The sequence below is a fragment of the Streptomyces sp. NPDC034049 genome, from assembly GCF_055575575.1.
On sequence record NZ_JBVISJ010000009.1, the window covers coordinates 126,364 to 152,906 of the forward strand.

Here is a 26,543-nt window from a genome sequence, read left to right on the forward strand (position 1 = left end):
GGTGGAGGGCCACCACCCGGAGACGGGGTGCCCCGGCTAGAAGAGGTGGATCGCCAGGTGCCCCAGCGGCAGACCGAGCCGCCATGCCGGTGTCCAGACCTTTGGCCCGTCGTCCTCGCCCAGCACCGCGCCGCCGCCCGGCACCGCGTCCAGGTCCGGCGCGAGCAGCTCCGTCTCCTCCAGCCAGCGCCACGCGGCGGCCGCCAGTTCCAGATCCGGGGACGGGCCGCCCGACTCCAGCGCCTCGGCGGTGAAGTCCGCCATGCGCTCGCACACCCAGTCCTGCCACGGCTGGTCGTACGCCGTCAGCGAGAGCCAGGTCTCCAGCTGGGTGACGACCCGGATGCCGGACAGCTCACCGCCCGCGTCCGAGAGGAAGATGGTCAGCGCCAGGGCGTCCCGCCCCGCACGGAACTCGAAGGACGTCGGCGGCATCAGGTCGCCCGTCCGCAGCAGCTCCTCCGCGATGTACTCGGCATAGAACCACGCCATCGGGACGGCCAGTTCGCCGCCGCCGGCGCCGTCCGTGCTCTCTTGACCTCTGTGCAGCATCCCTTCCTGCCTTCCTCCGGTGCGTGCGCGTCGCCCGACCCCGGGCCTGGAGACCAGGCCCCGGCCCCCATCCGGAACACGGATAGAAGACAGCTGATTGCTCAACGGGGGTCCTCAGCAAGGCGCTTTACGGAGGTTTGACTCGGCCATGGGTTTCACCGCAGGTCGGCCGCGTATCCCGGAAGCACCCGGCGTAGGGCGCGCAGTGCGTAGTACGCGCGGGACTTCACCGTACCGGGCGGGATCCCGAGGGCTTCGGCTGCTTCCGCCACACTCGCCCCCTGGAAGTACACCTGCACCAGTACTTCCCGGTGCTCGGGAGTGAGTGTCTTCACAGCTTCCCGTACATCGAGGGTCGCGACCGACCGTTCGGCGTGATCGGACATCACTCGGGCGTTCTCCAGCACCGCGTCCCCCACCTCCGCCGGGCGGGCCTGACGGGCCCGCCGCGCGTCGATGGCCAGTCGCCGTCCGACGGTGAGCAACCAGGGGCGTACGGAGTCGAAGTCGTCGGCGCGCAGCGCCTCGGGATGCTGCCAGGCGCGCACGAAGGTCTCCTGCACCAGGTCCTCGGCGCGATGGCGGTCCCCGTCGGAGAGCCGCAGCAGCAGGGCGAAGAGGGGGCGGCCGTGTTCGCGCTGGAGCTCGGCCAGCTCGTGTTCGGCGGTCGTCCCTCTGGTGATCGTGGTTCCGGCCGTCATGGCCGTATGGGAACGCGGGGCGCCGCGCGGGGACAGAGGGCGGTCACGGATGTGCGGCGGGCGGTCGAACCTGTCGACGAACGGTGCGACGAACGGTCGGCGCGCCCCGCGGGCGGTCCGCCCGCGCGGCCCCGGCCGTTCTCCGAGGGCCTACGGCACCACCGTCACCGGCCAGCGGCCCGCCTTCACCAGGCGCAGGGCGACCGAGCCGACGATGCGGTGGCCGGCCTGCTGGGAGGCGCCGACCACGACCGCGTCCGCCTTGAGCCGGTCCGCCGCCGTCACCAGACCGCTGTACGGGTCGCCGCGGAGGGTGTGGAACTCCCAGCGCACCTCGAAGACCCCCTTCACCTGCTCGGCGGCCTCCCGGATCTCCGCCACCAGCTGCTCGGCGATCTCCTCGGTCGTCCCCGCCACCGGCATCCCGAGCGCCGCGCTCGTCGCGAGCGGCGGCTGCACGTACACGATGGCGAGCAGCGCGTGCTGACGGCGGGCGAGACCGGCGGCGTAGGCCACGGCACGCAGCGAGGTGTCGGAACCGTCCAGTCCGACGAGGACGACCTTGGGCCCGTCGGTGCCGCGTTCGAACCGGTGCGCTTGCTGATCGGTCACGGTGGCGAGGCTATCCGAGCATCCGGCCTCCGGCGTGCGCCGGGGCGGTCATCAGGGGCGCGGGAGACTCCTCCCATCGTGTGATTTCATGCCGCCGCACCGGTGTCGTGGTGGTGCGCCGTCCTCGCCTTGGTCGACTGATGAGTCATGACGAAGGATCAGATGCTCACGGGAAGCCGCCTGTTCACACGTCGCCACCTGCTGACCGGCGCGGCCGCCCTGCTCGGCGCCGCGGGCACGGCGGGCACCGCCGCCCTGCTCGTCGGCGACGGGGGAGCCGGACGGGCAACGGCCGGCGCCCCCGCCCCGGCCGCCGGGCCGGTGGGCCGCCCCGCGATCGAGCCCTCCGCGTACCGTCTGGAACCCATCGCCGGGTACGGCCCGCGCACCCCCCGCCGCACCCTCGTCCGGGCCGGCGTCCGGCACGAGCCCTTCCTGCGGGTCGACGGGCGCGGCCGGAGCATGGTGCTGACCTTCGACGACGGTCCCGATCCCCGCTACACCCCGGACATCCTGCGGATCCTGCGCGACCACGACGTACGGGCGATGTTCTTCGTCTGCGGGGAGATGGCGGTCCAGCACCAGGACCTGCTGCGCGAGATGGCCGACGACGGCCATGTCGTCGGCAACCACACCTGGACCCATCCGCTGCTCACCACCCTCTCCCGCTCCAGGGTCCACTCGGAGATGGCCCGCACCAGCGAGATCATCGAGAAGGCGGCCGGGGAACCGCCGCTGTGGTTCCGCGCCCCCTACGGCGCCTGGAACCGGGCCGCGTTCCGCTTCGGTGCCGAGCTGGGCATGGAGCCGCTCGGCTGGACCGTGGACACCCTGGACTGGCGGAGACCGGGCGCGCACACCATCGCCGAGCGTGTGGAGGACGGCGCGGCTCCCGGCGTCGTCGTGCTCTCCCACGACGCGGGCGGCGACCGTTCGCAGAGCGTGGCGGCCCTGCGTGACTATCTGCCCGGACTGCTGGAGGACGGCTACCGCATCACCGTGCCGCAGCGCCAGTACGTAGAGACAGACCGATGACGTACGGGGGCTTTCGCCCGCCGGCCGGGAGCGCTCAGCGCACCTCGACCAGGCGGGCGAACACGACGACGTTCCCGTCGTAACCGTTCTGCTTGGAGAAACCGCCCCCGCAGGTGATGACCCGCAGCTCGGGAACTCCGCTGTTGCCGTAGACACGGTCGCCGGGGAAGTCGTCCTTCGCGAAGACCTCGACGCCGTAGATCTCGAACACGGCGGACCTGCGGTCCGCGCGCCGGATCTCGACCTTGGCGCCCTTCTTCAGCGCGCCGAGCCCGTAGAAGACGGCGGGGCCCTGGTCGTTGTCGACATGGCCGACGACGACGGCCGTGCCCTTCTCCCCGGGGGAGACCGCGCCGGTGAACCAGCCCGCGAGGTTCGGGTCCCGGGCCGGGGGAGCGTCCACCCAGCCCTGCGGGTCCAGCCCGACGGCCACGGCCGGCGCGTCGACCCGGATCGACGGGATCCGCACCCGGTCGACCATGGCGTACGGCAGCGGGTCCGGGGTGTGCGCGAAGGTGCCGCGTGGTGTGCTGCGGCTGTCGGCGGCGGCGGCCGACGCCGGTTGCGGCGGGCCCACGTCGAACTCCCCCGAGCCGTTGCGAATGAGCGCGAGACCGGTCAGCAGAACAAGCGCTATCACGCCCCACGGAGCGCGCTTCTTCCGCGGCTCCTCCCATTCGGCCTCGGCCGGTGCGGACGAAGACATTCGCCATCCCCTCTCGACACGGCCGTCGCCGTGTGCGTCGCGCGTACGGAAACGCTAAGCGCGCCGCGGCGCGACGGCGACGGGGGCGGGTACGAACGGGTGGCGGCACGGCGGAGTTCTGCGCCATCCGAGTTCGCCGCCCGAAGGAAATTTCTGACGGTCCGTGACCTGCGGTGATATCCGATCATGCGGAGATATCCCCGGCGTGTCCCGTTCCCGGGGCTCACCAGGACGGACCAGCCCCGAAATGCGGCCGGGCGCACGGCATCCGAGGGTCGTTCCGGGAGGCGCTTTCTCGCCGATCGACCGGGGACGGGACCCGGGGCGTCTTCCGCGGAGGATCACATGCGTACTACTCGTGTCCTGGCGGCCGCGGCCGCCGCGGCCGCCCTGGTCGGTGTCGCCGCGCCGACGGCCGCCGCCTGGGACCAACCGAGTTCGGTCACGGCCGTCCCCAACGTCATCGCCCGCGGCGGGCAGCTCGTCCTCACCGTCAAGGGCGGTGACGCGTGCGCGACCGCCGGCAGCACGATCAGCTCGAACGCCTTCCCGACCACCAACCTCGCCTCGATGGGCGGCACGACCGCCACGGCCAGGGTGCGGGTCAACTCCGACGCCAGTCCCGGTTCGTACAGCGTCACCACCCACTGCGAGGGCGAGCGCAAGACGTTCACCGGCGTCTTCACCGTCATCGGCGGGGTGCGCGGCGGGCTCGGCGGCAGCAGCTCCACCGGGGCCACGACCACCGACATGGCGATCGGCGGCGGACTGGTGACGGCGGCGGTCGTCGGCGGGGGCGTCTTCTGGATGCGGCGCCGCTCCGAGAACAAGATCTGAGAAACACGGGAACGACGACGACCGGTCCCCTTCCGCACAGCCCTACGCCCCGGAACCCGTAACGGTCCGGGGCGAAGGGCTGTGGGGGGTGCCGTGCCGGCGGCGGTCAGGAGTGGCTGCCGTCCTCGGGGCGGCGCCGCGACCGGTGCCAGGCCACGCCCAGCGACCCCGCGACGAGTGCCGCGCCGAGGCCGATCTCGGAGAGGTCGAAGCCCGCGACGGTGCCGCCGGCCCCGGCGTGCGAGCCCCGGGTGGGGTGGTGGGTGGGGTGAGGGGTCGGGCGGTCGCCGACGATGGTGAGATCCGTCCGGCCGATCTCGTCGCCGCACTGGAACGTCACCTCGTACACCGTGCCGGGCCGGGCGTCCCGGTCGACGGTCGCGGTGGCCGAGGACCGGCCCCGGGGGATGAGGACGGCGTCGAAGACGCCCGAGGAGACGGTCGTACGGCGGTGGCAGCCGTCCACGCTCAGGATCACCTGCCCGCCGGGGGCGACGGCGGAGGGCGTCACACCGAAGCCGAACGACGTGAGGTCGCTGACCCGTGCCGCGTGCGCGACGGGTGCGGAGAGGGAGAGGGCGGTCACGGCCGGCAGAACGGCCGCGGCGACGCGTATCGCGCGCATGGTGGAGCCTCCGGGTCCCCGAGGAGCCTGCTGCGGACCATTTCCGCCTGCGCCTGAAATGCACCTCGATGACCGAAAAGTTAAGAAGGTGCGCCCGGTGGCGCGACCGCAGTCGCGCGAACGGGGCAAGCGTGTGCTCCGCACAGGGGACCGGACACGCGTACGGCCGGGGGACGGGCGCGGTGCGGCGCCCGTCCCCCGGCCGTGGACCGGGTGCGCGGGACCGTCAGTCGCCCGCGTTCGGGAACAGGGCGAGGAACGGGTCCGCCGTGGCCGAAAGCCCCCGGCTGTAGGGGGCGTCGAAGTCCCAGACCAGGAACAGCAGGAACGCGATCAGGGCGGAGAACAGCCCGGCGAGGATCAGTTCGCGCGCCGTACGCCGGATCTGTAGGGCGAACACCATGCCCACCGTCACCACCGCGCCGATGATCAGGCCGAACCAGACCACGCCGGGCATCGTCTCGCCGGTGGAGTCCGCGCGGCTGCCGCGCGCGGCGTCGGCCGCGGCGATCTGGTCCAGCAGCGGCTGGTAGGCCTGCGCCTCGAAGTCGCTCCGCGGTGCGTAGTCGGTGACCTCGTGGCGCACGGTGTCGAACAGTTCGGTGCCGCGCTCGGTCACCTCGCCCTTCTCGGCCATGACCTTCCACTCGGTGGTCACCACGTGGCCGACATAGGCGTCGATGTCCGCGCGGATCCGGTCGCGCACGTCCTCCGGGTACACCCGCACCCGCTCACTGACCTCGTGCAGGGCCTGGGCCTCCGCCTGCACCTGGTCCTGCGCGGCGCTGCGGGCCTCCCAGACCCCGGCGATCGCCAGACCCAGCACGATGGCGTACACCACGCCGATCATCATGGTGATGTACTCGATGACGTCCGGGGTCTCGGACGGGTCCTCGTCCGCGGGTGCGGCGTGATGCCGTACTACGGCCACGATGAGGACGACCAGACAGGCCGCCCCCATCGCGAGGGTGAGAACAAGCCATTCCGACAAGAGGTTCCTCCAGGAATCAGCGCGGACGCAGGGCGGCGGCGGCGAACACCGCGGGCACGGTGACGAGCAGGGCGAGCGAGACGAGGGACGGGCCGGCGCGCTTGGTCCGCGCGTGCGACGGGGCCCGGTACGGCGGGTAGCTCACCGGGGTCGGCGACACCTTCGGGCGGGGGCTCGGCGTGGGTTTCGGCTTCGGCGGGGGAGTCGGGGCGGCCACGGGCCGGGGCGCCTCCTTCACGGGCGGTGGTGGCAGGGGCGGCGGCGGGGCGGGCCTCGGGGGTGGCGGAGGCGTCGGCTTCGGGGCGGGCGGCGGGTCCGGAGTGGGGTCGGGGGTGGGTGTGGGCGCCGGTGGTTTCGGCCGCGGTGGCGGTGGCGGCGTCGGGGTGGGCGTCGGCTCCGGCGGACACGACGGGGTCGGTGGGGGTGTGGGCGACGGGGTCGGCTCGCAGGAGTCGGTGCTCCCGATCGCCACGGCGACCCTGCCTCCGCCGTCCGGGCCGACGTCGGCGTACGCGCAGGCGTCGGCGACCGCCGTACCGCTCGGGGTTCCGGTGAGGAGCCAGGTCAGTGCGAGCAGGGCCGACAGCCGTAGGGCGAGTGCGGATCGGGTCCGCTGGGGTCCTTGCACGTCGGAGATCATCCGTGCTCGCGCCCGCGCGTACGCGGGAGCGACGGAGGGATTGCTCCAAAAGAGCGAAGAACGGGCCCCGAAGGTTTGACTGCGGATGCCCGGCGCTGACCCCTTTTTCGATACCGGCGCAGGCTGCGGCGCACACCGCGGCGCACACCGCGACACAGACTTCGGAAAGAAATTCGCCCGGCGTTGAACGCGGCGGGCACTCCCACGCGTACCTAGGACCAGCAAGCGGCGCAGTAGGGCGCTGCAACACCCACCGGATACACGGGGAGTTGGAATGAAGACCTCCTGGCGGAGCGCCTCACTCGTAGCGACAGCTGCGGCTGTGCTGGTGCTGACGACGGCGTGCGGTCAGGAACAGGGGTCCACGTCCGCGCAGAACGTGGGCGCCGCTTCCACCCCGACGCTGGGCACGGGCACCATCGCGGGCACCGGGGCCGGTACGGCCGGCGCCGGCGCGGCGGGGTCCGGCACCTCGGACCAGGCCCAGTCCACCACGGCGGCCTCCGCGGGCCAGCTGACGGTGTGGAACAGCGACGAGTACGGCAAGGTCCTCACGGACAGCGCCGGTCGCACCCTGTACCGCTTCGACAAGGACTCCTTCGAGCCGCCGAAGACGACCTGCGAGGGCGAGTGCGCCACCACCTGGCCGCCGGTGCCCGCCTCGGGCGCCACCGCCGCCCAGGGTGTCGACAAGGCCCTGCTCGGCGAGGTCAGCCGTCCCGACGGCACCAAGCAACTGACGGTCGGCGGCTGGCCGATGTACTACTTCGCCAAGGACACCAAGGCCGGTGACATCAAGGGCCAGGGCCTGAAGGGCACGTGGTTCGCCTCGGCCCCCAACGGCAAGAAGGCATCCATCAAGGGTGGCGGCGGCGGCGCCGACGCGGGCGGCAACGGTGCCGGGGCGGTCGAGCAGGCCGGTCTGACCACCCGCAAGGATGCCAAGCTCGGTGAGATCGTCGTCGACAAGAACGGCATGACGGTCTACCGGTTCCTCAAGGACACCCAGTGGCCGATGTCGACCAAGTGCGTCGGTGACTGCCTCGACAAGTGGCCCGTCGTCGCCCCGGTCGACAAGAACGACACCGAGGGCATCCTGCTGAAGGGCTACACGGTCTTCGACCGCCCCGACGGCTTCAAGCAGCAGACCATCAACTGCATCCCGCTCTACACCTTCGCCAACGACAAGGCCCCCGGCGACACCAACGGCCAGGGCGTCGGCGGCACCTGGTTCGCCATCAACGGTGACGGCGAGCCGATCGGCGCCGACAAGTAGGCCGCGACTTCCCCACGCACCGCACCAGCGCGGCCGATCCAGGTCCGCCCCCTCCGCACCGCACCGGAGGGGGCGGACCCTTTGGCATGTCCGGCTTCGAACAGGCATGGCCGGGGCGGGGGTTGGGCATGTGCCATCGGCAGCGGCTTTGAACGGACGGTCAATTTCCGTTTTCGCTCGCTCCTTCGGCGGACGATCAGTAGCCTCAGCTCGAACACCGGATCGCCTACGCCACCCCCGACGCGTTGGAGAACACTGATGGAGCGTCCTGCCTGGGCGCCGCGGAGCATCGACATCTCGATGCCGTCCGTGGCCCGCATGTACGACTATTACCTGGGCGGTTCGCACAACTTCGAGGTCGACCGCGAGGCGGCCCGCCGGGCCATGGAGTTCGTGCCCGGCCTGCCCAAGATCATGCAGGCGAACCGTGCCTTCATGCGGCGAGCGGTGCGGTACGCCGTCGACGCGGGCGTCACCCAGTTCCTGGACATCGGATCCGGGATCCCCACCTTCGGAAACGTGCACGAGGTCGCCCAGGAGGCCAGCCCCGGCGCCCGGGTCGTGTACGTCGACCACGACCCCGTCGCCGTAGCACACAGCCAGGTCGTTCTCGAGGGGAACGACGGCACGGATGTGGTCGCGGCCGACCTCCGCAAGCCCCACGACATCCTCGAGAGCCCCCGAGTCCGGCGACTGATCGACCTGAACCGGCCGGTCGCCCTGCTTCTGGTTGCCATACTGCACTTCGTGGAGGACAAGGACGACCCGTACGAAGCGGTGGCCGAGCTGCGTGACGCGTTCGCGCCGGGCAGCCTGCTCGTCGTCTCGCACGCCTGCCGCGAGGGGATTCCGCTGCCCGAGGAGCGGGCGGCGGGCGTGGTGGACGTGTACCGGAACATTCGCAATCCGCTGACCATGCGCTCGTCCGACGAGGTCGCGCGGTTCTTCGAGGGGTACGACATGGTGGAACCCGGAGTGGTGCCGATGGCGAAGTGGCGGCCCGACACGGCTTCCGAGGACGACGATCCGTACGCCTACGCACAGTTCGCCGGCGTGGGGACCAAAGCGTGAGGGCGGAGCCGGACGGGCCGGAGGACAGACTCCGCAGGTTCGCGACGATCTGGAGCCGCGCGGTCTTCCCCGCCACCTCCACCTCGCTGACCAGGCCCGAGTTCGAGGAACAACTTCTGCCGCTGGCCCGCAGGCTCAGCGAGGCGCTGCGGGCCAGGACGTACGACGCCGAGGAGGGCAGGGCCGTCGGCGCCGATCTCGTGGCGGCGCACTGCACCGAACCCGAGGCGCTCAGCCGGACCCTGGACTGCGTCGAGTCCTATCTGGTGCTCTACTGCGGCGGCGACGGACCCCAGGAGGATCTGCGGGCCCGCGCCGCGCGTCTGCAGTCCTCGATGGCCGCCGGATACGCCGAGGCGCTGCGGCAGCGCACCCTCGCCGAGCAGGAGGCGATCGCCCGCGCGGCGCTGGAGGCCCAGGGCGCGGTCGCCCGGGCGCTGCACGCGACCGAGGCCCGCTTCCGCGCCGTCTTCGAGGGCGCCGCCATAGGCATCGGCATCGCCGATCTCGACGGCAACGTCCTCCAGGTCAACGGCGCGCTGCTGCGGATGTTCGGCGTCACCGAGCAGGCCATGCGCGGGCGGCCCGTCCCCGACTGGCGACATGCCGACGACGCGCCCCAGGTCTGGCGCCTCTACGAGGAGTTGGTCCGCGGCGAGCGCGAGCACTACCACACCGAAAAGGCGTTCTCCCGACCCGACGGCACGGTCCTGTGGACCAACCTCACGGTCTCCCTGCTGCGGGACGCGGACGGCCGGCCCCAGTACCAGCTGGCCCTCATGGAGGACACCACCGAGCGCCGGCTGCTCAACCTGCGCCTGCGCTATGAGGCCACCCACGACGCGCTCACCGGACTGCCCAACCGCACCCTGTTCTTCGAGCGCCTGGAGAAGGCCCTCGCGGCGGGCGACGGCCAGCGCTTCGGCCTCTGCTACCTCGACCTCGACGGCTTCAAGACCATCAACGACAGCCTCGGGCACGCCGCCGGCGACCGTCTGCTCGTCGAGGTCGCCGACCGGCTGCAGTCCTGCGCGACCGCGCCCGGCGAGATGGTCGCCCGCCTCGGCGGCGACGAGTTCGTGGCGCTGACCACCGGCACCGACACCGAGCGCGAGGTCGACGAACTCGCCGACCGCATCATGAACGCGCTGGTCACCCCCGTCCGCATCGACGGCCGGGAGCTGCTGGTGCGCGGCAGCATCGGCATCGTCGAGGGCCCGGCGGGGGAGCGCGGCCCGGCGGAGGTGCTGCGCAGCGCCGACATCACGATGTACCGCGCCAAGTCGGCGGGCGGCAACCGATACGAGGTCGCCGACGCGGAGGCCGACGCCCGCGCCATCACCCGGCACGGCCTCACCACCGCGCTGCCTGCCGCCCTGGACCGGGGCGAGTTCTTCATCGAGTACCAGCCGCTGGTCCACCTCGGCGACGGCACGGTGCGCGGCGCGGAGGCCCTGGTCCGCTGGCTCCACCCGCAGCACGGCGTCCTCGGCCCCGACCGGTTCATCCCGCTCGCCGAGCGCACCGGACTGATCGTGCCGCTCGGCCGCTGGGTCCTGGAGCAGTCGGTGCGCCAGGCACGGGAGTGGCAGGAGCGGCAGGGAGGCGCGGGCGCCACCGGGCCGCTGCGCGTCAACGTCAACCTGTCGCCGTGCCAGTTGACCCACCCCGGACTGGTCCAGGACACCGTCGACATCCTGGAGCGCGCGGGCCTCGAACCCGACGCCCTCTGCCTGGAGGTCACCGAGTCCGCCCTCATCGGCGCCGACGACGACCTGCTCAAACCCCTGCGCAGACTCTCGGAGATGGGCGTCGACATCGCCCTCGACGACTTCGGCACCGGCTACTCCAACCTCGCCAACCTGCGCCGACTGCCGGTCCGGGTCCTGAAGTTGGACCGGTCCTTCACCCAGAGCATGCAGCAGTTCCCGGCCGACCCCGTCGATCTGAAGATCGTCGAGGGCATCGTCTCCCTCGCCCACAGCCTCGACCTCGCGGTCACCGTGGAGGGCGTGGAGACCGGCGCCCAGGCCGAACAACTGCGCATACTCGGCTGCGACACGGCCCAGGGCTGGTACTACGCCCGCCCTGGCCCCCCGGACCGCCTGCACCAACTGGCATTGGTGGACGCGACGGGATAGGGGGTCGTTTCAGCCGCCGGGTTCTTCTAGGGGGCGCGCAGCGCCCTTCAAACTGCGCGATCAGCCATGACGTACCGGAATTCCGCGACGGCGCTCACGGTGAACGGCGCGACCCGGACCGCCCGTCCACCTCACCGCTCCACCAACATCCGCTGCAACTCCCGCGCGGCCCGAGGCGGAGCCACATCGCTGCGGTGCGCGAGAGCGATCGTCCGATGCAGCCCGGGCCGGGCCAGCGGGGTCACCCGCAGGCCCCGTCCGGAGCGCGTCGCGACCATCCGCGGGACGACGGCCACGCCCAGTCCCGCCCGGACGAAGCCGAGCACCGCGTCCATCTCTCCGCCCTCCACCGCGAAATCCGGCTCGAACCCCGCGGAGCGACACGCGGCGACGGTCAGTTCCCGCAGGTCGTAGCCGTGGCGGAACATCACGAGCCGCTCGCCCTCCAGATCGGGGACCCGGACCGTCCTGCGGCCGTTGCCGGGCTTCGGCGCGTCGGGGGAGGAGACCACCACCAGGTCCTCGCGCAGCAGCTCCACCGTGGTGAGCGCGGGGGAGGGCGTGGGCAGCGGGAGGACCACCAGGGCCAGGTCCAGCGCGCCGCGCGCGAGCTGGCGCACGAGGTCGTGCGAGCCGCCCTCCTCGATCAGCAGTCGGATGCCGGGATAGCGGTCGTGGAAGGCGCGCAGCACGTCGGGGAGCAGGCCGGTGCACAGGCTCGGCGTCGCGCCCAGCCGGACCCGGCCCCGCCGCAGCTGCGCCAGCTCCTGCACCTCGTGCCGGGCGGTCTCGGTGTCGGCGAGGATGCGCCGGGCCAGCGGCAGCAGCGCCTCGCCGGCATCGGTCAGGGTGATGTTGCCGCGCGCCCGCTGGAAGAGGTCCGCCCCCAACTCCCGCTCCAGCGCCTTGATCTGCTGCGACAGCGACGGCTGCGCCACATGGACCAGCTCCGCGGCCCGGGTGAAATGTCTGGTCTCGGCCACCGCCACGAAGTACTGGAGCTGCTGGAACTGCATCCCTCCACGATACGGGACGATAGCCTCCGGCTATCGAAACGAGCTGTTTCATGTCTTGGACCGATGGGGGGACGCGGCTCTAGCGTCAGGGGCATGGCTCTGGCAACGCGGACGGAACAGGCGGAACGGTCGGCACGGTCGGCACGAAAACCGTCCCAGGCGCGCTCGGTGTGGGACAGCTCCCTCGGCAAGAAGACAGTGATGGCCGTCAGCGGACTGATCATGCTGGCGTACCTGGTCGTCCACATGCTCGGCAACCTCAAGATCTTCTTCGGCTCCGACGAGTTCAACGGCTACGCGCACTGGCTGCGCACCCTCGGCGAGCCCTTCCTGCACCACGAGTGGGCGCTGTGGATCGTCCGCGTGGTCCTCGTCGCCGCGGTCGTCGCCCACGCCACGGCCGCCTACCAGCTCAGCCGCCGTGACATCAGGGCCCGGCCCACCCCGTACGCGCACCGGAAGCGCCGGGCGAGCTACGCGACCCGCACCATGCGCTGGGGCGGCGTCATCCTCGGCCTGTTCATCGTCTGGCACATCCTCGACCTGACGACCGGCACGGTCCACCCGGGCGGCTTCCAGGCCGGCCACCCGTACCAGAACGTGATCGACACCTTCTCCACCTGGTACGGCAACGTCGTCTACATCGTCGCGATGCTCGCGCTCGGCCTGCACATCCGGCACGGCTTCTGGAGCGCCGCGCAGACCCTCGGCGCCGGCAGCCGCACCCGCGACCGCGCGCTGCGGGCCACCGCGAACGTCCTGGCCCTGCTGCTGACCGTGGGCTTCGTCTCCGTACCCGTCGCCGTCATGACCGGAGTGGTGAGCTGACCATGACTACGTCCTCCGAGTACTCCGCGTACGCGGACTACGTGACCGGTGCCCCGGTCGTCGACGCCAAGGCCCCCGAGGGCCCGATCGCCGAGCGCTGGGACAGGCGCCGCTTCGAGGCCAAGCTCGTCAACCCGGCCAACCGCCGCAAGCACACGGTGATCGTCGTCGGCACCGGGCTGGCCGGCGGCTCGGCCGGTGCCACCCTCGCCGAACAGGGCTACCACGTCGTCCAGTTCTGCTACCAGGACTCCCCGCGCCGCGCCCACTCGATCGCCGCGCAGGGCGGCATCAACGCCGCCAAGAACTACCGCAACGACGGTGACTCGGTCCACCGGCTGTTCTACGACACCGTCAAGGGCGGCGACTTCAGGGCGCGGGAGTCGAACGTCCACCGCCTCGCGCAGATCTCCGTCGAGATCATCGACCAGTGCGTGGCGCAGGGCGTGCCGTTCGCACGCGAGTACGGCGGTCTGCTCGACACCCGCTCCTTCGGCGGCGTCCAGGTGTCCCGGACCTTCTACGCCCGGGGGCAGACGGGCCAGCAACTGCTGCTCGGCGCCTACCAGGCCCTCAGCAGGCAGATCGCCGCCGGCAACGTGGAGATGCACCCGCGCACCGAGATGCTCGACCTGATCGTCGTCGACGGACGGGCGCGCGGGATCGTCGCCCGGGACCTGATCACGGGGAGGATCGACACCTACTTCGCGGACGCCGTGGTGCTGGCGAGCGGCGGGTACGGCAACGTGTTCTACCTGTCGACCAACGCCATGAACTCCAACGCCACCGCCGTCTGGCGGGCGCACCGGCGGGGCGCGCTGTTCGCCAACCCGTGCTTCACCCAGATCCATCCGACGTGCATCCCGCGCACCGGCGACCACCAGTCCAAGCTGACGCTGATGAGCGAGTCGCTGCGCAACGACGGCCGCATCTGGGTGCCCAAGGCGCGGGGCGACCAGCGTCCGGCGAACCAGATCCCCGAGGACGAGCGCGACTACTACCTGGAGCGGATCTACCCCTCCTTCGGCAACCTCGTCCCCCGTGACATCGCCTCCCGCGCCGCCAAGAACGTCTGCGACGAGGGGCGGGGCGTCGGGCCCGGCGGACAGGGCGTCTACCTCGACTTCGCCGACGCCATCGCCCGGATGGGCCGCAAGGCCGTCGAGGCCAAGTACGGCAACCTCTTCGACATGTACCAGCGGATCACCGACGAGGATCCGTACGAGGTCCCCATGCGGATCTACCCGGCCGTGCACTACACCATGGGCGGGCTGTGGGTGGACTACGACCTCCAGACCACCGTCCCCGGCCTGTTCGCGATCGGCGAGGCCAACTTCTCCGACCACGGGGCCAACCGGCTCGGCGCCTCCGCCCTGATGCAGGGCCTCGCCGACGGGTACTTCGTGCTCCCGGCCACCATCAACGACTATCTCGCCCGGCATCCGCGGCAGGACGGGATCGGCCCCGAACACCCGGCCGTCCAGGAGGCGCTGGCCGAGACCGAGGACCGGCTGAACCTGCTGCTCGCCGTCGACGGCGACCGCACGCCCGACTCCTTCCACCGCGAACTCGGCGAACTGATGTGGGAGTTCTGCGGCATGGCCCGCACCGACAGCGGACTGCGCAAGGCCCTGGAGCGGATCCCGCAGATCCGGGAGGAGTTCTGGCGGCGGATCAAGGTGCCGGGGACGGGCGAGGAGTTCAACCAGTCCCTGGAGAAGGCCAACCGGATCGTCGACTACCTCGAACTCGCCGAGCTGATGTGCCTCGACGCGCTGCACCGCGCCGAGTCCTGCGGCGGCCACTTCCGCGAGGAGTCCCAGACCGCCGACGGCGAGGCGGAGCGCCGCGACGAGGAGTTCTCGTACGCCGCCGCCTGGGAGTTCACGGGGACCGGCACGGCACCCGTCCTGCACAAGGAAGACCTCGTCTTCGAGTACGTCCACCCCACCCAGCGGAGCTACGCATGAAGCTCACCCTGCGCGTCTGGCGGCAGCGGGCCGCCGACGCCGACGGCGCCATGTCCACGTACGAGGTGGACGACATCTCGCCCGACATGTCCTTCCTGGAGATGCTCGACACGCTCAACGAGGAACTCATCCTGCGCGGTGAGGACCCGGTGGCCTTCGACCACGACTGCCGTGAGGGCATCTGCGGGGCCTGCTCGCTCGTCATCAACGGGGACGCGCACGGGCCCGAGCGGACCACGACCTGTCAGCTGCACATGCGCTCCTTCTCCGACGGCGACACGATCGACGTGGAGCCGTGGCGGGCGTCGGCGTTCCCGGTGGTCAAGGACCTCGTCGTCGACCGGTCCGCGTTCGACCGGATCATCCAGGCCGGGGGGTACATCACCGCGCCGACCGGGGCCGCGCCGGAGGCGCACGCCACGGCCGTCCCCAAGCCGGACGCGGACTTCGCGTTCGAGCACGCGGAGTGCATCGGGTGCGGGGCGTGTGTGGCCGCGTGTCCCAACGGGGCGGCGATGCTGTTCACCTCCGCCAAGATCAACCATCTGAACGTGCTGCCGCAGGGGGCGCCCGAGCGGGAGACGCGGGTGCTGGACATGGTGGAGCAGATGGACGCGGAGGGGTTCGGGGGGTGCACGCTCGCGGGGGAGTGCGCCACGGCTTGCCCCAAGGGGATTCCGCTGGTGTCGATCACCGCCATGAACAAGGAGTGGTTGCGGGCTGCGAGGAAGTCGGGGAAGCGGTAGCGCCGTCGGGGATCTGTATGCGTCGGGCCGCTGGTTCGTCGTGGCTGGTCGCGCAGTTCCCCGCCCCCCTGAGGGGCGCGCCGCAGCGGGCCGTGGTCACCAGTGAACGTTCGCCGAATCGTGCGGACGGGCGGGGTCGGGAGTGGTGCTCAGTCCCGGCCCCGTCTGGATTTTCTGTGTAGGTAGGCTGCGCGCATGATGTTCGGGCGGAGGGGGAGGCCGCGGTTCCTCGAAGCCGTCGCCGGGTTCGATGCCGCGGTGCGGGAGCGGGACGAGGACCGGACCCGGCGCGCCTACCGGGAGATGCACCGGCGGTTCGAGGGAGCCGAGCGGCACGAGATCGTCCAGGCGGCGCCCCGGCTGGCCGCGCTGCTGCCGGAGCTGCCGGCCGGGCCCGACACCATGGTCGCCATCGTGATCGGTGCCTGTGTCGAGCGGGGCGCGGACCCGGCGGGCTGCGCGCCCGCGATCTTCCACGGGCTCGACTGGGCGCTCGACGCCACCGGGGAGTTCTGCGCGCGCTGGTCCGCGACCGGCGGCGGGGACTTCCCCGAGCCGGACCACGGGGACCCCGCCCCGGCGGTCGTCGACCGCGTCGGCATGGAGGCCGCCCTCGGCTGGTGGCTGCTCCCGCGCTGGGAGACGGCGGCCCTCGCCCTGCTCAACCACGCCGCCGTACGCACCGGTCTCGACGCCGCGTGGCGCGCACGGGTGCTCCGGGCGCTGCGGACCGTGGAGGAGGCGTCCGGGCACGCCTTCAAATGCCTCGTGTACGCCCTGCTCGTGCTCGACGACGAGCCGCTGGTCGTGCTGCACCGGCCCAGCGGCACCGGGTACGCGATGCGGATGAGCGGCATCGGGGACACCTTCCAGTTGCACACGCTGCTCGCCGACGTGCTCGTGGGGGGCGGTCATGTCCCCGGCCGGGCGCCGTCCGCGCCGGAGGCCGCCGTGTGCCGGGACGCGCCGGGGCAGGTGCCCACGACCGGGGCGTTCAATCTGGTGACACCCGGCGGGGAATGGCTGTGGAACGAGGGGACCCCCGGCGACATACCCGTCGTCGACGGCGTACGGCTGCTGGTGCTCGACCCACCGCCGTACGAGCGGAGCTGGCCCGCCGGACGGTTCTTCCCCGGCATGACGGGCGAACTCCTCCTGGAGCGGGTCCTCGACCCCGATGAAACCCGCGCGTGGCTCGGGAGTTGCGCGCCGGCCAGGTGACGGCCACCGGGACCGTGCCGTTCAACAAGCGCACATCCGGGCTCTCGCGACCGGTCACGCACGTGTCAGTCGGTGTCGGAAGAACTAGGGCGGCGGACCGCACGTCCCCAGGTCCGCCCCTGACGCCGCCGAGTCGGCCCGTGACCGGGAGATGCCATGACCGCCTCCACCCTCGACAGCCCGCCCCAGTCGGCCGCCCCCACCCGCTACATCGTCACCCTGGCCCGTAGCGAGGAGGACGTCCGCGCCGCGCAGCGGCTGCGGCACGAGGTGTTCGCGGGGGAGATGGGCGCCCTGCTGGCCTCGCCGCAGCCGGAGCTGGACGTCGACCCCTTCGACGCCCACTGCGACCACCTGCTCGTCCGGGACACCCTCACCGGACAGGTCGTCGGCACCTACCGGCTGCTGCCGCCCGAGCGGGCCGCGGTCGCCGGACGGCTGTACTCGGAGGGCGAGTTCGACCTCGGCACGCTCGACGCCATCCGGCCCTCGCTGGTGGAGGTCGGCCGCTCCTGTGTCCACCCCGACCACCGCGACGGCGCCGTGATCAGCCTGATCTGGGCCGGGATCGCCCGCTACATGGTCCAGGGCGGCCACGAGTGGCTGGCCGGTTGCTGCTCCGTCCCGCTCGCCGACGGCGGGGTGCTCGCGGCGGGCACCTGGGACCGGGTGCGGGCCAGGAACCTGGCACCGGAGGCGTACCGGGTGCGGCCGCTGCTGCCCTGGGTTCCCCAGGGCGAGGCCCCGCAGGGCCGTACCGAGCTGCCGCCGCTGCTGCGCGGCTATCTGCGGCTCGGCGCCTGGGTCTGCGGCGAGCCCGCGCACGACCCGGACTTCGGGGTCGCCGACCTGTACGTCCTGCTGTCGATGCGCCGGGTCGACGCCCGCTACCTGCGCCACTTCCTCTCCCTCGTACCGGCGGCGTGACCCGATGAGCGTCTGGCTGCCCAGCGCGCCCTGCAGTCCGCGCGCCTGTGTGGAGACGCGGACGTCGATCGCCGCCGTGCCCCGGGCCGTCGCCCGGTTCACGGCGGTCGTGGTCCTGGTCCTCGTCGGGGTACTGGTGAGCACCGCCGGTCTTCGGGCTCCGGCCGGGGTCGTGCGGCTGTGGTGCCGGGGGGTCGTACGGGCGTCCGGCGTCCGGGTACGGATCTCGGGCACCGCCCCGCCCGACGGCGGGCTGCTGCTCGTCGCCAACCATGTCTCCTGGCTGGACATACCGCTGCTCGGCGCGGTGCGGCCGGCGCGGATGCTCGCCAAGGCCGACATCCGGGAGTGGCCCGTGGCGGGCGCCCTCGTGGCGCGCGGCGGAGTGCTGTTCATCGAACGGGACCGGATCCGCGCGCTGCCGGACACGGTCACCCGTGTCGCCGGCGCCCTGCGTGGCGGGGCGGCCGTCGTCGCCTTCCCCGAGGGGAGCACCTGGTGCGGCCGTGCCCAGGGCCGCTTCCGGCGGGCCGTCTTCCAGGCCGCCCTCGACGCCGGAGTGCCCGTGCAGCCGGTCCGCGTCCGCTACCGGTGCGCCGAGGGCGGGGCGAGCACCGCACCGGCCTACGTCGGGGACGACTCGCTGTTCGCCTCCGTGTGGCGGGTGGTGACCGCTCGCGGCGTCGTCGCCGAGGTGGACGTACGGCCCGTCATCGGCCCGGCCGACCACCTCGACCGGCGGGCGCTGGCGGCGGCCGCGCAGACGGCGGTGATCGACGTGGCGGCCATGGTCGAACACGCGACGGAAGCGCGTGGCGGGTGCCGGCCGGCTCAGCCGAGCCCCGCGATCCGGGCCAGCCGCGTGTAGGAGTCCAGCAGCGCCTCGCGGTCGTACGTGCTCGTCGTGACCAGGACCTCCTGGGCGCCCGTCTCCTTGATCAGCGACTCCAGTTCGTACGCCACCTGCTCCTCGGTGCCGTACACCTGGCCGGTCAGCCCGGCCTCGTAGAAGCCGCGCTCCTTCGCCGTCATGGTCCGCCGCTCGACCTCCTCCGCCGGGGCGAGCGGCGGGAACGTGCCGTGGGTGCGGGAGTGGGCCATGGCCCACGCCTCGGGGAGCAGGATCCGGCGCGCCCCCTCCGGGGTGTCGGCGACGGCGATCGTGCCGGAGACGACGACGTACGGCTCGGCGGCCCACACGGACGGACGGAACCCCGCGCGGTAGCGGTCGATGCCGCGCCGCATCCGCTCGCGGTCGCGGAGGTCGCCGATCACCATCGGCAGGCCGGCCCGTGCGGCGATGTCGGCGCCCTCGCCCATCGCCAGCACGAACGGGGGGACGGCGAGGCCCTCCGGCGGGCGGGCGTGCACGCCGGTCGGGGAGGTCCCGGCGAACCAGCCGAGGAGTTCGTCGAGCTGATCCTCGAAATCCGTGGCGTCGGCGGCGTCCTTGTCGCGGCCCAGTGCCCGGCGTACGCCGTCCGTGAAGCCGACGGAGCGGCCGAGCCCCATGTCGATGCGGCCCGGGAACAGGGACTCCAGGACGCCGAACTGCTCCGCGACGATCAGTGGGCGGTGGTTGGGGAGCATGACCCCTCCGGTGCCCACGCGGATGGTGCGGGTGGCGGCGGCGACGGCCGCGGCCAGGACGGTCGGGGCGGAGCCGGCCACGCCGGGGACGCCGTGGTGCTCCGACACCCAGAAGCGGTGGAATCCGAGCCGTTCCACGTCCTGGGCCAGCTGGACGGTGTCCCGCAGGGCCTCGGGGGCGGTGTGGTGTTCGCGGGTGCGGGAGCGGTCGAGGACGGAGAAGCGCATATGGGGTTCAACGTTCTGGGGGTGGGGGGATTCCCGTACGTCGCGGACTGCGGGTGCGTGGGGGCTGGTCGCGCAGTTCCCCGCGCCCCTGAAAAGCAGGGGCTGCGCCCCATGCTTTTCAGGCCCGCAGGGCCTGGTCTTTCAGGGGCGCGGGGAACTGCGCGAGAAGCCCCACCGGCCCGCGCGAGACCCCTCACCGATACCCCCAAAAGAAACCGAGCCGCGCCCGGAAAACTCCGGACGCGGCTCGGTCAAGGTCTCGCCGTTGCTCGGGGGTTACTTGCGACCGATCGTGATCCCCTTCGTCTTCGCGGCCGTCTTGTTCTCGTAGACCACCGCACCCGAGGACTTCTTCCAGATCTTGATCTTGAAGGTGTCCGGGCCGTCCGTGGCCGTGATCCGGAACGCGTAGCCGGACTTGCCGCCCACCGTGCCGGAGCCCTGGTAGACCGCCTTCGAGCCGGTGACTACCAGCCAGTCGGAGCCGGTGGAGCGGAACTTCAGCTTGGCCTTTGCGAAATCGAGCGCGGCCTTGCCGGACGGCCGGGTGTCACCCTTGCCGTACTTGGCGGTGAAGGAGAAGCCCGCCGTGCCGGTCAGCTTCGGGCTCGCCGGGAACGCGCCGGCCGGTGAGGTGAAGCTGCCCTTGCCGGTCGCGGAACCGGCGGCCCGGTCGTAGACGATCAGCTCGGGGAGCGTGCTGCTCACCGAGGCGCCGTCGTCGTCGGTGACGGTGATCACCGGGCGGAAGATACCGGCCTTGCGGTAGGTGTGCTCGGCCTTGCAGACACCGGCGCCGATCTTGCCGGCGGTGGGCTTGGTGCCGTCCTTCCAGTCGACCTTGCAGGTGTGGGTGTCGCGGGTGCCCGGGTCGGTGAACTTCGCCGAGACCGAGGTGCCCTTGCCCACCGCCACCGGGGACTTGGGGCCGGCCGCGGAGGTGATCTTCGGGGCCGCGTTGGTGACGGTGACGGTCGCCGTGTCGCTGCTGCGGCCGCCGGTCAGGGTGAGCGTGTAGGTGCCGTTGTCGGCGCAGGTGACCGTGGTCTTCGCGGACTTGGCGTCGGCGAAGACGCAGGGCACGTCGTTGCCGATCGTCCACTGGGCGGTGCCCGCGCCGGAGACCGTGCCGTTCAGCTGGATCTTGGCGCCTTCCTTGCCGGAGGCGTCCGCGCCGGCCCGGGCGATGGTGACCGGGTCGATGCTCTCCAGGGTCGGGACGACCTTCTTCAGCAGGCCGTCGGCGTCGAACTCCAGCTTGTCGATGGTGGTTTCACGGTGGGTGCCGTCACCGCCGGGGATGGCGAAGCGGTGGTAGGCGATGTACCAGTCGTCGGTGTTCGGGACGTGGACCACCGAGTGGTGGCCGGGGCCCTTGATGCCGAGCGAGAGGTCCTTCTCCAGGATCACGCCCTGCTTGGTCCAGGGACCGGTGGGCGAGGAGCCGGTGGCGTAGGCGACCCGGTAGTTCTCGTCACGTGTGTCGTTCTCCGACCACATGAAGTAGTAGGTGCCCTTGCGCTTGATGACGAAGGTGCCCTCGTTGTAGCCGCTGGGGGTGATGTTCGTGACCTTGGCGGCGTCGAACGACACCATGTCGTCGTTCAACGGGACCACGTACGCGCGGCCGTTGCCCCAGTAGAGGTACGACGTGCCGTCGTCGTCGGTGAAGACCGCCGGGTCGATCATCTGGCCCGTGTGGTCACCGGCCTTCAGCAGCGGCTTGCCGAGAGCGTCCTTGAACGGGCCGGTGGGCGAGTCGGAGACCGCGACACCGATGTTCGCGTCGGCGCAGAAGTAGAAGTAGTACTTGCCGTTCTTCTCCTCCATCGTCGGCGCCCAGGCCCTGCTGTCCGCCCAGGAGACGTCCGGACCCAGGTCCAGGATGACGCCGTGGTCGGTCCAGTGGACCAGGTCCTTGGAGGAGTACGCCTTGAACTGCGTACCGCTCCAGCCCTCGAAGCCGTCGGTGGTCGGGTAGATGTAGAAGGTGTCACCGAAGCGGACGATGTTCGGGTCGGCGTTGAGACCGGGCAGGACCGGGCTCTTCATGACCACCGCCGAGACGGTCCAGGTGCGCTTCTTCCCGTCCGAGCCCGTGACCTCGTACGTGACCGGCTTGCTGAAGTCGCGCAGGGTGCCGGAGGCGGGGCTGATGGTCGCGCCGTGGGCGAGGGTGAACTCCGGTGCCAGGGCGGTGACATCACTGCCCGGGGTGAGCGGGAGGACGACCTTGCTGTCCTTGTCGGTGATGATCGCGTCGGTCTTGAGCGCCGGGTGGGTCGCCGCGGCGATCCCGGTGGTGTTGCCGCCGAGCTCCAGGACCTCGGCCGGCGTCAGGGCCCGGTTGTAGATCCGGAAGTCGTCGACCTCGCCGCCGAAGTACGGGTCCGGCGAGTACAGCGACTTGCCGATGTAGCCGGAGTGGTCCTTGGCGGAGTCGTACAGGTCGGACGGCTTGACGGTGACCCCGCCGACCCGGGCGACCTCGGCGCCGTCCACGTAGAGGACCGCCGTCTCGGTCGCGCCGTTCACCGTGACGGTGAGGTGCTTCCACTCGCCCGGGGTGAGCTGGGAGCCGCCGAGCATCTGCTTCTCACCGGACCAGGTGGCCTTGGTGATCGCGGAGAACAGCTTGCCGCCGCCGTTGGACGGCGTGGCGAACAGGTACTTGTTGCTGTCCGGGCCGAGCCCGAACAGCCACTGGAAGTTGTCGCCGCCCTTCCACTTGACGTACGTGGAGACGGTGACGCTGTTCGTGTCCTTCAGGACGCCGTTCGGGATCTTGACGTACGGCGAGCTGGAGCCGCTGTTGCCGCCGGACATCTTGAACGAGCCGCCGTCCACGCCGGTCCCGAAGTCGGGCGTACGGACGTAGGTGCCGTGGTAGCCGTGGCCGCTGGAGTCGCGGGCGATGCTGCCGCCGGTCTCGTCGAAGTCGTAGTGCAGCAGCAGGTCGGCGGGGACGTCCGGGCCCTCGGCGGAGACCGTGACCTCCGCCGTGACCTCGATCGCCGAGTCGCCGGCGATGTCGCCCTTCACCGTGAAGGTGCCGGCCTGGGCGTACTGCGAGGAGTCCACGGCCTCCCAGGTGACCGCGACGGGGCGCTTCACGCCGTCCGCCGACTCGGCGATGACGGTGGCCGGCAGGACCGGGGCGTCACCGACGCGGGTCTTCACCTTGACGTCCTCGACGTCGGTGATGATCTGGTCCGGCTGGTAGGTCTGCAGCAGCCGGTCGTACTCGGCCTGGGTGACCGGGAGCACCGTGCCGTGCCGGGGCTTGGACGGCAGGTCGTAGCCGGTGGACGGGGTCCAGACACCGGAGGCCAGGTCGGTCGTCTCGAAGGGGATGTAGCCGCGTCCGCCGAACTCGTCGAGGAACGCGTACCACTTCTCCTCGGTGTTCGACTTGAACACCAGCGGGCCCTCGGCGGCGTTCATCGCACCCTTGCCGATGCCCTCGGCGACGGGGGTCCAGGAGAGGTTGCGGAGCGTGTCGCTCTTCTCCTCGAAGATGAACTTGCTGTTGGGCGTGGAGGAGGAGTTGTTGCGCTCGTCCTTGGAGAGACGGAAGTACTCGCCGTCGTGCCGGATGACCGTGGAGTCGATGACCGAGTAGCCGCGGTCGATCCAGACCTTGGGCTCGCTGAAGGTGTAGAAGTCGCGGGTCGTCGCGTACATCATGCGGTTGTACGTGTCGCCGGAGTGGGCCTCGTTGTCGTACAGCTTCGACGCCCAGAACACCACGTACTCGCCGAGCTCCTCGTCGTAGTACGCCTCCGGGGCCCAGGTGTTGCCGGCCGAGTCGGGGGAGACCTTCACCAGGCGCTGGTTGGTCCAGTTCACCAGGTCGGTCGACTCCCAGACCATGATGGACTTGCTGCCGGTGCGCTGGGAGGCGTCCCAGTCACCGTTGCCGTAGATCCTGAGGTCGGTGGCGATCTGGTAGAACTTGTCGCCCTCGGGGGAGCGGATGATGAACGGGTCGCGCAGGCCCTTCTCGCCGAGCGTGGAGGTCAGGACGGGCTTGCCGTCGTTCAACTCCCGCCACTTCAGCGGGTCGTTGCCCTTGCTGAGGGCCGCGTAGAGCTGCTCGCCGTCCGAGGTGCCCTCGCCGGTGAAGTAGCTGAACATATAGCCCTTGAGGGCTTCCTTCTTCGGCAGCTCCGGCACCTTCGCGGTGAAGGCGCGGGTCTTCTTCGCGTCGCCCTTGGTGACGGTCGCGGTCAGCTCCACGGTGGTGGCGCCGTCGCCGTGCGCGGGGCGGTGGACCACTCCGTCGTCGGTGACGACATCGGTGTTCGCGGAGGACCAGGCGACCTTGGTGCCGAAGGTGCCGGTGGCCGGCAGCGTGAGGTTGCCCCGCGCGTCGTCGAGGTTGTGCACGGTCAGTGCCTCGGTGGCCTGGTCGACGGCGGTGGTGTCGTCGAAGGCGGGCAGGACCGTGACCTCGAAGGTCTTGGTGGCGCTCGCGGGCCCCTTCTTCAGGGTCGCCGTCAGCGTGGCGTGGCCCTCGGGCTGACCGGCGGCGGGGCGGGTCACCGCGCCGGAGTCGGAGACCACGGCGGTGTTGTCGCTCTTCCAGGTGATGGTCGAGCCGCCGGCCGTGCCGGTCTTCGGCAGGTCCAGGTCGGCGGTCACCGCGCTGGTGTCGCCCAGGGTGAGGGCGGCCTTGTCGGCGGCGACGCCCTCCGCGGCGATGGGGAGCGAGAGCTGCTCGACCTCGGAGCCCGCGAGGGCCCGGTCGTAGACCCGGAAGTCACGGATCTTGCCCTTGAAGAGCTTGTCGCTGGTGTAGACCGACTTGCCTATGTAGTTGGCGGTCGTGGTGCCGGAGCCGATGGACCCCGGGGTGGTGGTGACCGAGGTGTTGCGGCCGACCTCCACGCCGTCCTCGTACAGCACGCCCGTGGTGCCGGTCTGGGTGTAGGTGAGCTGCTTCCACACCGAACGGGTCAGGTTGTGCGAGTCGGAGGGCCGGGTGTTCTGCTCGGTCGACCAGTTGCCCGACGCGATGGCGGTGCGCAGGGAGTTGCCGGTGGCGAAGAGGTAGCCGTTGCCCGCGCCGTTGGTGGTGTTGCCGAAGCCGTAGATGAAGTACGGCCCGGCCTGCGACTCGTCCATCAGCACGTCCATGGAGACGCTGATCGAGTTCATGCCCTTCATGACGTCGTTCGGCACCTTGATGTAGGTGTCCGAACCGTTGAAGGCGAGGCCCTGCCCGTCGCCGGTCCAGCCGGCGGTGCCGTTCACCGTGCCGTTCCGGCCGTTGCCGGAGGCGTCGGTGACGGTGGTGCCGGAGGTGGCGTCGAGCTTGTACCAGAGGGCCAGGCCGTCGGTGAGGTCGGCGTCGTCCGCGGCGGCCGGAGCGGCGGGGCCGGCGAGGCCCAGAAGCAGTGACGCGGCGGTCAGTCCGGCGAGCGGACCCACCCAGCGTCTCGCGCGGCCGCGCAGACGTGCGATGTACGTCATGTGGAGTATCCCTGCTGAGAGCACGACAGAGGAAGGGAGGCGAGAAGTGACGGGAGGACAGCGGAACGGGGTCGAGAAAGGGCGGGAACCCTCGCCCCGGGTCTCCCGCTGTTTCGGCCATGTGACGTCGTGTTGCGAGAGTGTCAATCGGCGCGTGGTGAGGCGTCAAGGGGTTTCGAACGATGTCCGACAGGCCGAACGAAGAGCCCCCGTCCTCGAAGGGGAACGGGGGCTCCGGTACCGGTGCCTACCGGACGGGACGTATCAATTCCCATGTGTCGACCGCGAAGTCCCGCCGCATGCCGTGCCGTTCGTAGAGGGCGAGGGCTCCGGTGCTGTTGTCGGTGTCGACGCCGAGGCCGATGCGATCGCGGCCCAGGGACGCGTAGTGACCGAAGGCGTGGCGCAGCAGCAGACTGCCGAGACCGCGGCCGCGGGCCTCGCCCAGCACACCGATGCTGGAGATCCAGGCCGTGGCCGAACGGTCGTTGCGGGATCGCAGCGCCGCCACGTCACCGAGACCGTCGACGTGCGCGATCCACAGCAGCGACCAGTCGACGTTCTCGGCGTCGATGTCGTCCAGCCACTGCTCGTACGTGCGCGGCTGGTGGTCGAAGTGGTCGGCGAACGCCGTCTGTAGCACGGCGTGGGCCGTCCTGCGGTCCTGCTCGGAGGCGCAGGGGCGCAGGGTGACGCCGGGCGGGAGCGCCGGAAGGGGCTCGGCGGGGGAGAGGGGGCGGTCCATCACGTTGTAGCGGCGGACCGTGCGCCAGCCGCGCCCGCGCAGTGCGTCCAGGTCCATCGTGGGAGCGATGTTGAGATGCATGTGCACGACGGCCCGGTCGACGCCGTTGGCCGCCGCGCGCTCCGCCGCCCGCGCCTCCATCAGCTCGAACAGGTGCAGCGCGCCCGGCAGTCGGTCCGGCAGCGTGTAGTGGTCCATGTCGATGCGTTCGCCGCCGGACTCGTCCCACTGCAGGCCGTACGCCACCAGGCGGTCCCCGTCGAACAGCAGCCAGGAGTCACGCTCCAGGTCCGCCTCCGGATGCTTCAGATCGGCCTGCACCTCGACGAGTTCGGTCTCCGCGCGGCCGATCTCCAGCAGGTCGATCTCGTTGAGCAGCGCGCACACCGCCTCCGCGTCGTCGAGCGTCGCGGGACGTACGGTCAGGCCGGGTGGGAGGGGGGCGGGGTGCGTCGTGGTCATGGGGCCACTGTCCGGGGGGCGGGGGCGGGGCCGCAACGGGATTTCGGTGGGCCGGGAGTGAGTGGGGCACCCGGTGGCCGTGGTCGGGCGGGGGTGGGGGCGCTTGCCGGCGCTGACAGGGTGCCGCCTGCGCCCACCCTCCCCCCAC

22 protein-coding genes are annotated in these 26,543 nt (G+C 71.3%); 11 read left to right on the forward strand and 11 right to left on the reverse strand.

Features of this window, described 5'->3' with window-relative positions; all coding sequences use genetic code 11:
• Positions 1-36 precede the first annotated feature (36 nt).
• The 3 genes from ACZ52C_RS25525 to ACZ52C_RS25535 all read right to left on the reverse strand — a co-directional run bounded on the left by ACZ52C_RS25525 (position 37) and on the right by ACZ52C_RS25535 (position 1,865).
• Positions 37-552, reverse strand: coding sequence for a hypothetical protein (locus ACZ52C_RS25525; protein WP_319245168.1), 516 nt, complete (start codon positions 550-552; stop codon positions 37-39).
• 155 nt (positions 553-707) lie between these two features.
• The gene (locus ACZ52C_RS25530; protein ID WP_045561669.1) at positions 708-1,253 is read right to left on the reverse strand and encodes a sigma-70 family RNA polymerase sigma factor; all 546 of its coding nucleotides are present in this window, start codon (positions 1,251-1,253) and stop codon (positions 708-710) included.
• 150 nt (positions 1,254-1,403) lie between these two features.
• On the reverse strand, positions 1,404-1,865 hold the full coding sequence (locus ACZ52C_RS25535) for a universal stress protein (RefSeq protein ID WP_469076927.1): 462 nt from the start codon (positions 1,863-1,865) through the stop codon (positions 1,404-1,406).
• Positions 1,866-2,012: 147 nt separating this feature from the next.
• On the opposite strand from ACZ52C_RS25535, the gene ACZ52C_RS25540 reads away from it, so the two are divergent.
• On the forward strand, positions 2,013-2,900 hold the full coding sequence (locus tag ACZ52C_RS25540; protein ID WP_469076928.1) for a polysaccharide deacetylase family protein: 888 nt from the start codon (positions 2,013-2,015) through the stop codon (positions 2,898-2,900).
• 34 nt (positions 2,901-2,934) lie between these two features.
• On the opposite strand, the gene ACZ52C_RS25545 is transcribed toward ACZ52C_RS25540, so the two are convergent.
• Positions 2,935-3,606 (reverse strand): class F sortase, encoded by a 672-nt coding sequence (locus tag ACZ52C_RS25545; protein ID WP_469076929.1) that lies wholly within the window; start codon positions 3,604-3,606, stop codon positions 2,935-2,937.
• Positions 3,607-3,951: 345 nt separating this feature from the next.
• Between ACZ52C_RS25545 and ACZ52C_RS25550 the strand changes: the two genes are divergently transcribed.
• The gene (locus ACZ52C_RS25550; protein ID WP_469076930.1) at positions 3,952-4,443 is read left to right on the forward strand and encodes a hypothetical protein; all 492 of its coding nucleotides are present in this window, start codon (positions 3,952-3,954) and stop codon (positions 4,441-4,443) included.
• 106 nt (positions 4,444-4,549) lie between these two features.
• On the opposite strand, the gene ACZ52C_RS25555 is transcribed toward ACZ52C_RS25550, so the two are convergent.
• The 3 genes from ACZ52C_RS25555 to ACZ52C_RS25565 all read right to left on the reverse strand — a co-directional run bounded on the left by ACZ52C_RS25555 (position 4,550) and on the right by ACZ52C_RS25565 (position 6,687).
• The gene (locus ACZ52C_RS25555) at positions 4,550-5,068 is read right to left on the reverse strand and encodes a hypothetical protein (protein ID WP_469076931.1); all 519 of its coding nucleotides are present in this window, start codon (positions 5,066-5,068) and stop codon (positions 4,550-4,552) included.
• 226 nt (positions 5,069-5,294) lie between these two features.
• A complete protein-coding gene (locus tag ACZ52C_RS25560) occupies positions 5,295-6,059 on the reverse strand; it encodes a bestrophin-like domain (protein WP_469076932.1) in 765 nt (254 codons plus the stop codon).
• Between the two features lie 16 nt (positions 6,060-6,075).
• Entirely contained in the window at positions 6,076-6,687 is a 612-nt protein-coding gene (locus ACZ52C_RS25565) for a hypothetical protein (protein WP_469076933.1), read from the reverse strand.
• Between the two features lie 286 nt (positions 6,688-6,973).
• Here ACZ52C_RS25565 and ACZ52C_RS25570 point away from each other — a divergent pair, with 286 nt between their 5' ends.
• From ACZ52C_RS25570 to ACZ52C_RS25580, 3 genes are all read left to right on the forward strand, one after another.
• Positions 6,974-7,975 (forward strand): SCO0930 family lipoprotein, encoded by a 1,002-nt coding sequence (locus tag ACZ52C_RS25570; RefSeq protein WP_469076934.1) that lies wholly within the window; start codon positions 6,974-6,976, stop codon positions 7,973-7,975.
• Positions 7,976-8,233: 258 nt separating this feature from the next.
• Positions 8,234-9,046, forward strand: coding sequence for an SAM-dependent methyltransferase (locus ACZ52C_RS25575; protein WP_469076935.1), 813 nt, complete (start codon positions 8,234-8,236; stop codon positions 9,044-9,046).
• Positions 9,043-11,187: a putative bifunctional diguanylate cyclase/phosphodiesterase gene (locus ACZ52C_RS25580; RefSeq protein WP_469076936.1), complete on the forward strand. Its 2,145-nt coding sequence runs from the start codon at positions 9,043-9,045 to the stop codon at positions 11,185-11,187. Before ACZ52C_RS25575 ends, ACZ52C_RS25580 begins: the two co-directional genes overlap by 4 nt.
• Positions 11,188-11,318: 131 nt before the next feature.
• Here the strand turns inward: ACZ52C_RS25580 and ACZ52C_RS25585 are convergent, their stop codons facing one another.
• Positions 11,319-12,203, reverse strand: a complete 885-nt coding sequence (locus ACZ52C_RS25585) for a LysR family transcriptional regulator (protein ID WP_469076937.1) — start codon at positions 12,201-12,203, stop codon at positions 11,319-11,321.
• 93 nt (positions 12,204-12,296) lie between these two features.
• On the opposite strand from ACZ52C_RS25585, the gene ACZ52C_RS25590 reads away from it, so the two are divergent.
• From ACZ52C_RS25590 to ACZ52C_RS25615, 6 genes are all read left to right on the forward strand, one after another.
• Positions 12,297-13,031, forward strand: a complete 735-nt coding sequence (locus ACZ52C_RS25590) for a succinate dehydrogenase (RefSeq protein ID WP_469076938.1) — start codon at positions 12,297-12,299, stop codon at positions 13,029-13,031.
• A gap of 2 nt (positions 13,032-13,033) precedes the next feature.
• Positions 13,034-15,001 carry a fumarate reductase/succinate dehydrogenase flavoprotein subunit gene (locus ACZ52C_RS25595; RefSeq protein WP_469076939.1) on the forward strand — a complete coding sequence of 656 codons (1,968 nt, stop codon included), beginning with the start codon at positions 13,034-13,036 and terminating at the stop codon, positions 14,999-15,001.
• Positions 14,998-15,747, forward strand: a complete 750-nt coding sequence (locus ACZ52C_RS25600; protein ID WP_469076940.1) for a succinate dehydrogenase/fumarate reductase iron-sulfur subunit — start codon at positions 14,998-15,000, stop codon at positions 15,745-15,747. Before ACZ52C_RS25595 ends, ACZ52C_RS25600 begins: the two co-directional genes overlap by 4 nt.
• A gap of 195 nt (positions 15,748-15,942) precedes the next feature.
• Positions 15,943-16,968, forward strand: a complete 1,026-nt coding sequence (locus ACZ52C_RS25605; RefSeq protein ID WP_469076941.1) for a hypothetical protein — start codon at positions 15,943-15,945, stop codon at positions 16,966-16,968.
• A 156-nt stretch (positions 16,969-17,124) separates the two neighbouring features.
• Positions 17,125-17,895 carry a GNAT family N-acetyltransferase gene (locus ACZ52C_RS25610; protein WP_469076942.1) on the forward strand — a complete coding sequence of 257 codons (771 nt, stop codon included), beginning with the start codon at positions 17,125-17,127 and terminating at the stop codon, positions 17,893-17,895.
• Positions 17,896-17,899: 4 nt separating this feature from the next.
• Positions 17,900-18,763, forward strand: coding sequence for a lysophospholipid acyltransferase family protein (locus tag ACZ52C_RS25615; protein WP_469076943.1), 864 nt, complete (start codon positions 17,900-17,902; stop codon positions 18,761-18,763).
• On the opposite strand, the gene ACZ52C_RS25620 is transcribed toward ACZ52C_RS25615, so the two are convergent.
• From ACZ52C_RS25620 to ACZ52C_RS25630, 3 genes are all read right to left on the reverse strand, one after another.
• Complete coding sequence (locus ACZ52C_RS25620; protein ID WP_469076944.1) at positions 18,727-19,713, reverse strand: LLM class flavin-dependent oxidoreductase; 987 nt, start codon at positions 19,711-19,713, stop codon at positions 18,727-18,729. The two genes, ACZ52C_RS25615 and ACZ52C_RS25620, sit on opposite strands and share 37 nt — an antisense overlap.
• A 276-nt stretch (positions 19,714-19,989) precedes the next feature.
• A complete protein-coding gene (locus ACZ52C_RS25625; protein WP_469076945.1) occupies positions 19,990-25,188 on the reverse strand; it encodes a family 43 glycosylhydrolase in 5,199 nt (1,732 codons plus the stop codon).
• Positions 25,189-25,435: 247 nt separating this feature from the next.
• Entirely contained in the window at positions 25,436-26,395 is a 960-nt protein-coding gene (locus ACZ52C_RS25630) for a GNAT family N-acetyltransferase (RefSeq protein WP_469076946.1), read from the reverse strand.
• Positions 26,396-26,543: the final 148 nt, after the last annotated feature.

Bases quoted from the DNA above. Each gene is read 5' to 3' on its own strand.
- ACZ52C_RS25545 (WP_469076929.1), bottom strand. From the start codon at position 3,606: ATGTCTTCGTCCGCACCGGCCGAGGCCGAATGGGAGGAGCCGCGGAAG.
- ACZ52C_RS25550 (WP_469076930.1), top strand. From the start codon at position 3,952: ATGCGTACTACTCGTGTCCTGGCGGCCGCGGCCGCCGCGGCCGCCCTG.
- ACZ52C_RS25540 (WP_469076928.1), top strand. From the start codon at position 2,013: ATGACGAAGGATCAGATGCTCACGGGAAGCCGCCTGTTCACACGTCGC.
- ACZ52C_RS25615 (WP_469076943.1), top strand. From the start codon at position 17,900: ATGAGCGTCTGGCTGCCCAGCGCGCCCTGCAGTCCGCGCGCCTGTGTG.
- ACZ52C_RS25600 (WP_469076940.1), top strand. From the start codon at position 14,998: ATGAAGCTCACCCTGCGCGTCTGGCGGCAGCGGGCCGCCGACGCCGAC.
- ACZ52C_RS25570 (WP_469076934.1), top strand. From the start codon at position 6,974: ATGAAGACCTCCTGGCGGAGCGCCTCACTCGTAGCGACAGCTGCGGCT.
- ACZ52C_RS25575 (WP_469076935.1), top strand. From the start codon at position 8,234: ATGGAGCGTCCTGCCTGGGCGCCGCGGAGCATCGACATCTCGATGCCG.
- ACZ52C_RS25595 (WP_469076939.1), top strand. From the start codon at position 13,034: ATGACTACGTCCTCCGAGTACTCCGCGTACGCGGACTACGTGACCGGT.
- ACZ52C_RS25525 (WP_319245168.1), bottom strand. From the start codon at position 552: ATGCTGCACAGAGGTCAAGAGAGCACGGACGGCGCCGGCGGCGGCGAA.
- ACZ52C_RS25625 (WP_469076945.1), bottom strand. From the start codon at position 25,188: ATGACGTACATCGCACGTCTGCGCGGCCGCGCGAGACGCTGGGTGGGT.
- ACZ52C_RS25610 (WP_469076942.1), top strand. From the start codon at position 17,125: ATGACCGCCTCCACCCTCGACAGCCCGCCCCAGTCGGCCGCCCCCACC.
- ACZ52C_RS25630 (WP_469076946.1), bottom strand. From the start codon at position 26,395: ATGACCACGACGCACCCCGCCCCCCTCCCACCCGGCCTGACCGTACGT.
- ACZ52C_RS25590 (WP_469076938.1), top strand. From the start codon at position 12,297: ATGGCTCTGGCAACGCGGACGGAACAGGCGGAACGGTCGGCACGGTCG.
- ACZ52C_RS25530 (WP_045561669.1), bottom strand. From the start codon at position 1,253: ATGACGGCCGGAACCACGATCACCAGAGGGACGACCGCCGAACACGAG.
- ACZ52C_RS25605 (WP_469076941.1), top strand. From the start codon at position 15,943: ATGATGTTCGGGCGGAGGGGGAGGCCGCGGTTCCTCGAAGCCGTCGCC.
- ACZ52C_RS25585 (WP_469076937.1), bottom strand. From the start codon at position 12,203: ATGCAGTTCCAGCAGCTCCAGTACTTCGTGGCGGTGGCCGAGACCAGA.
- ACZ52C_RS25555 (WP_469076931.1), bottom strand. From the start codon at position 5,068: ATGCGCGCGATACGCGTCGCCGCGGCCGTTCTGCCGGCCGTGACCGCC.
- ACZ52C_RS25620 (WP_469076944.1), bottom strand. From the start codon at position 19,713: ATGCGCTTCTCCGTCCTCGACCGCTCCCGCACCCGCGAACACCACACC.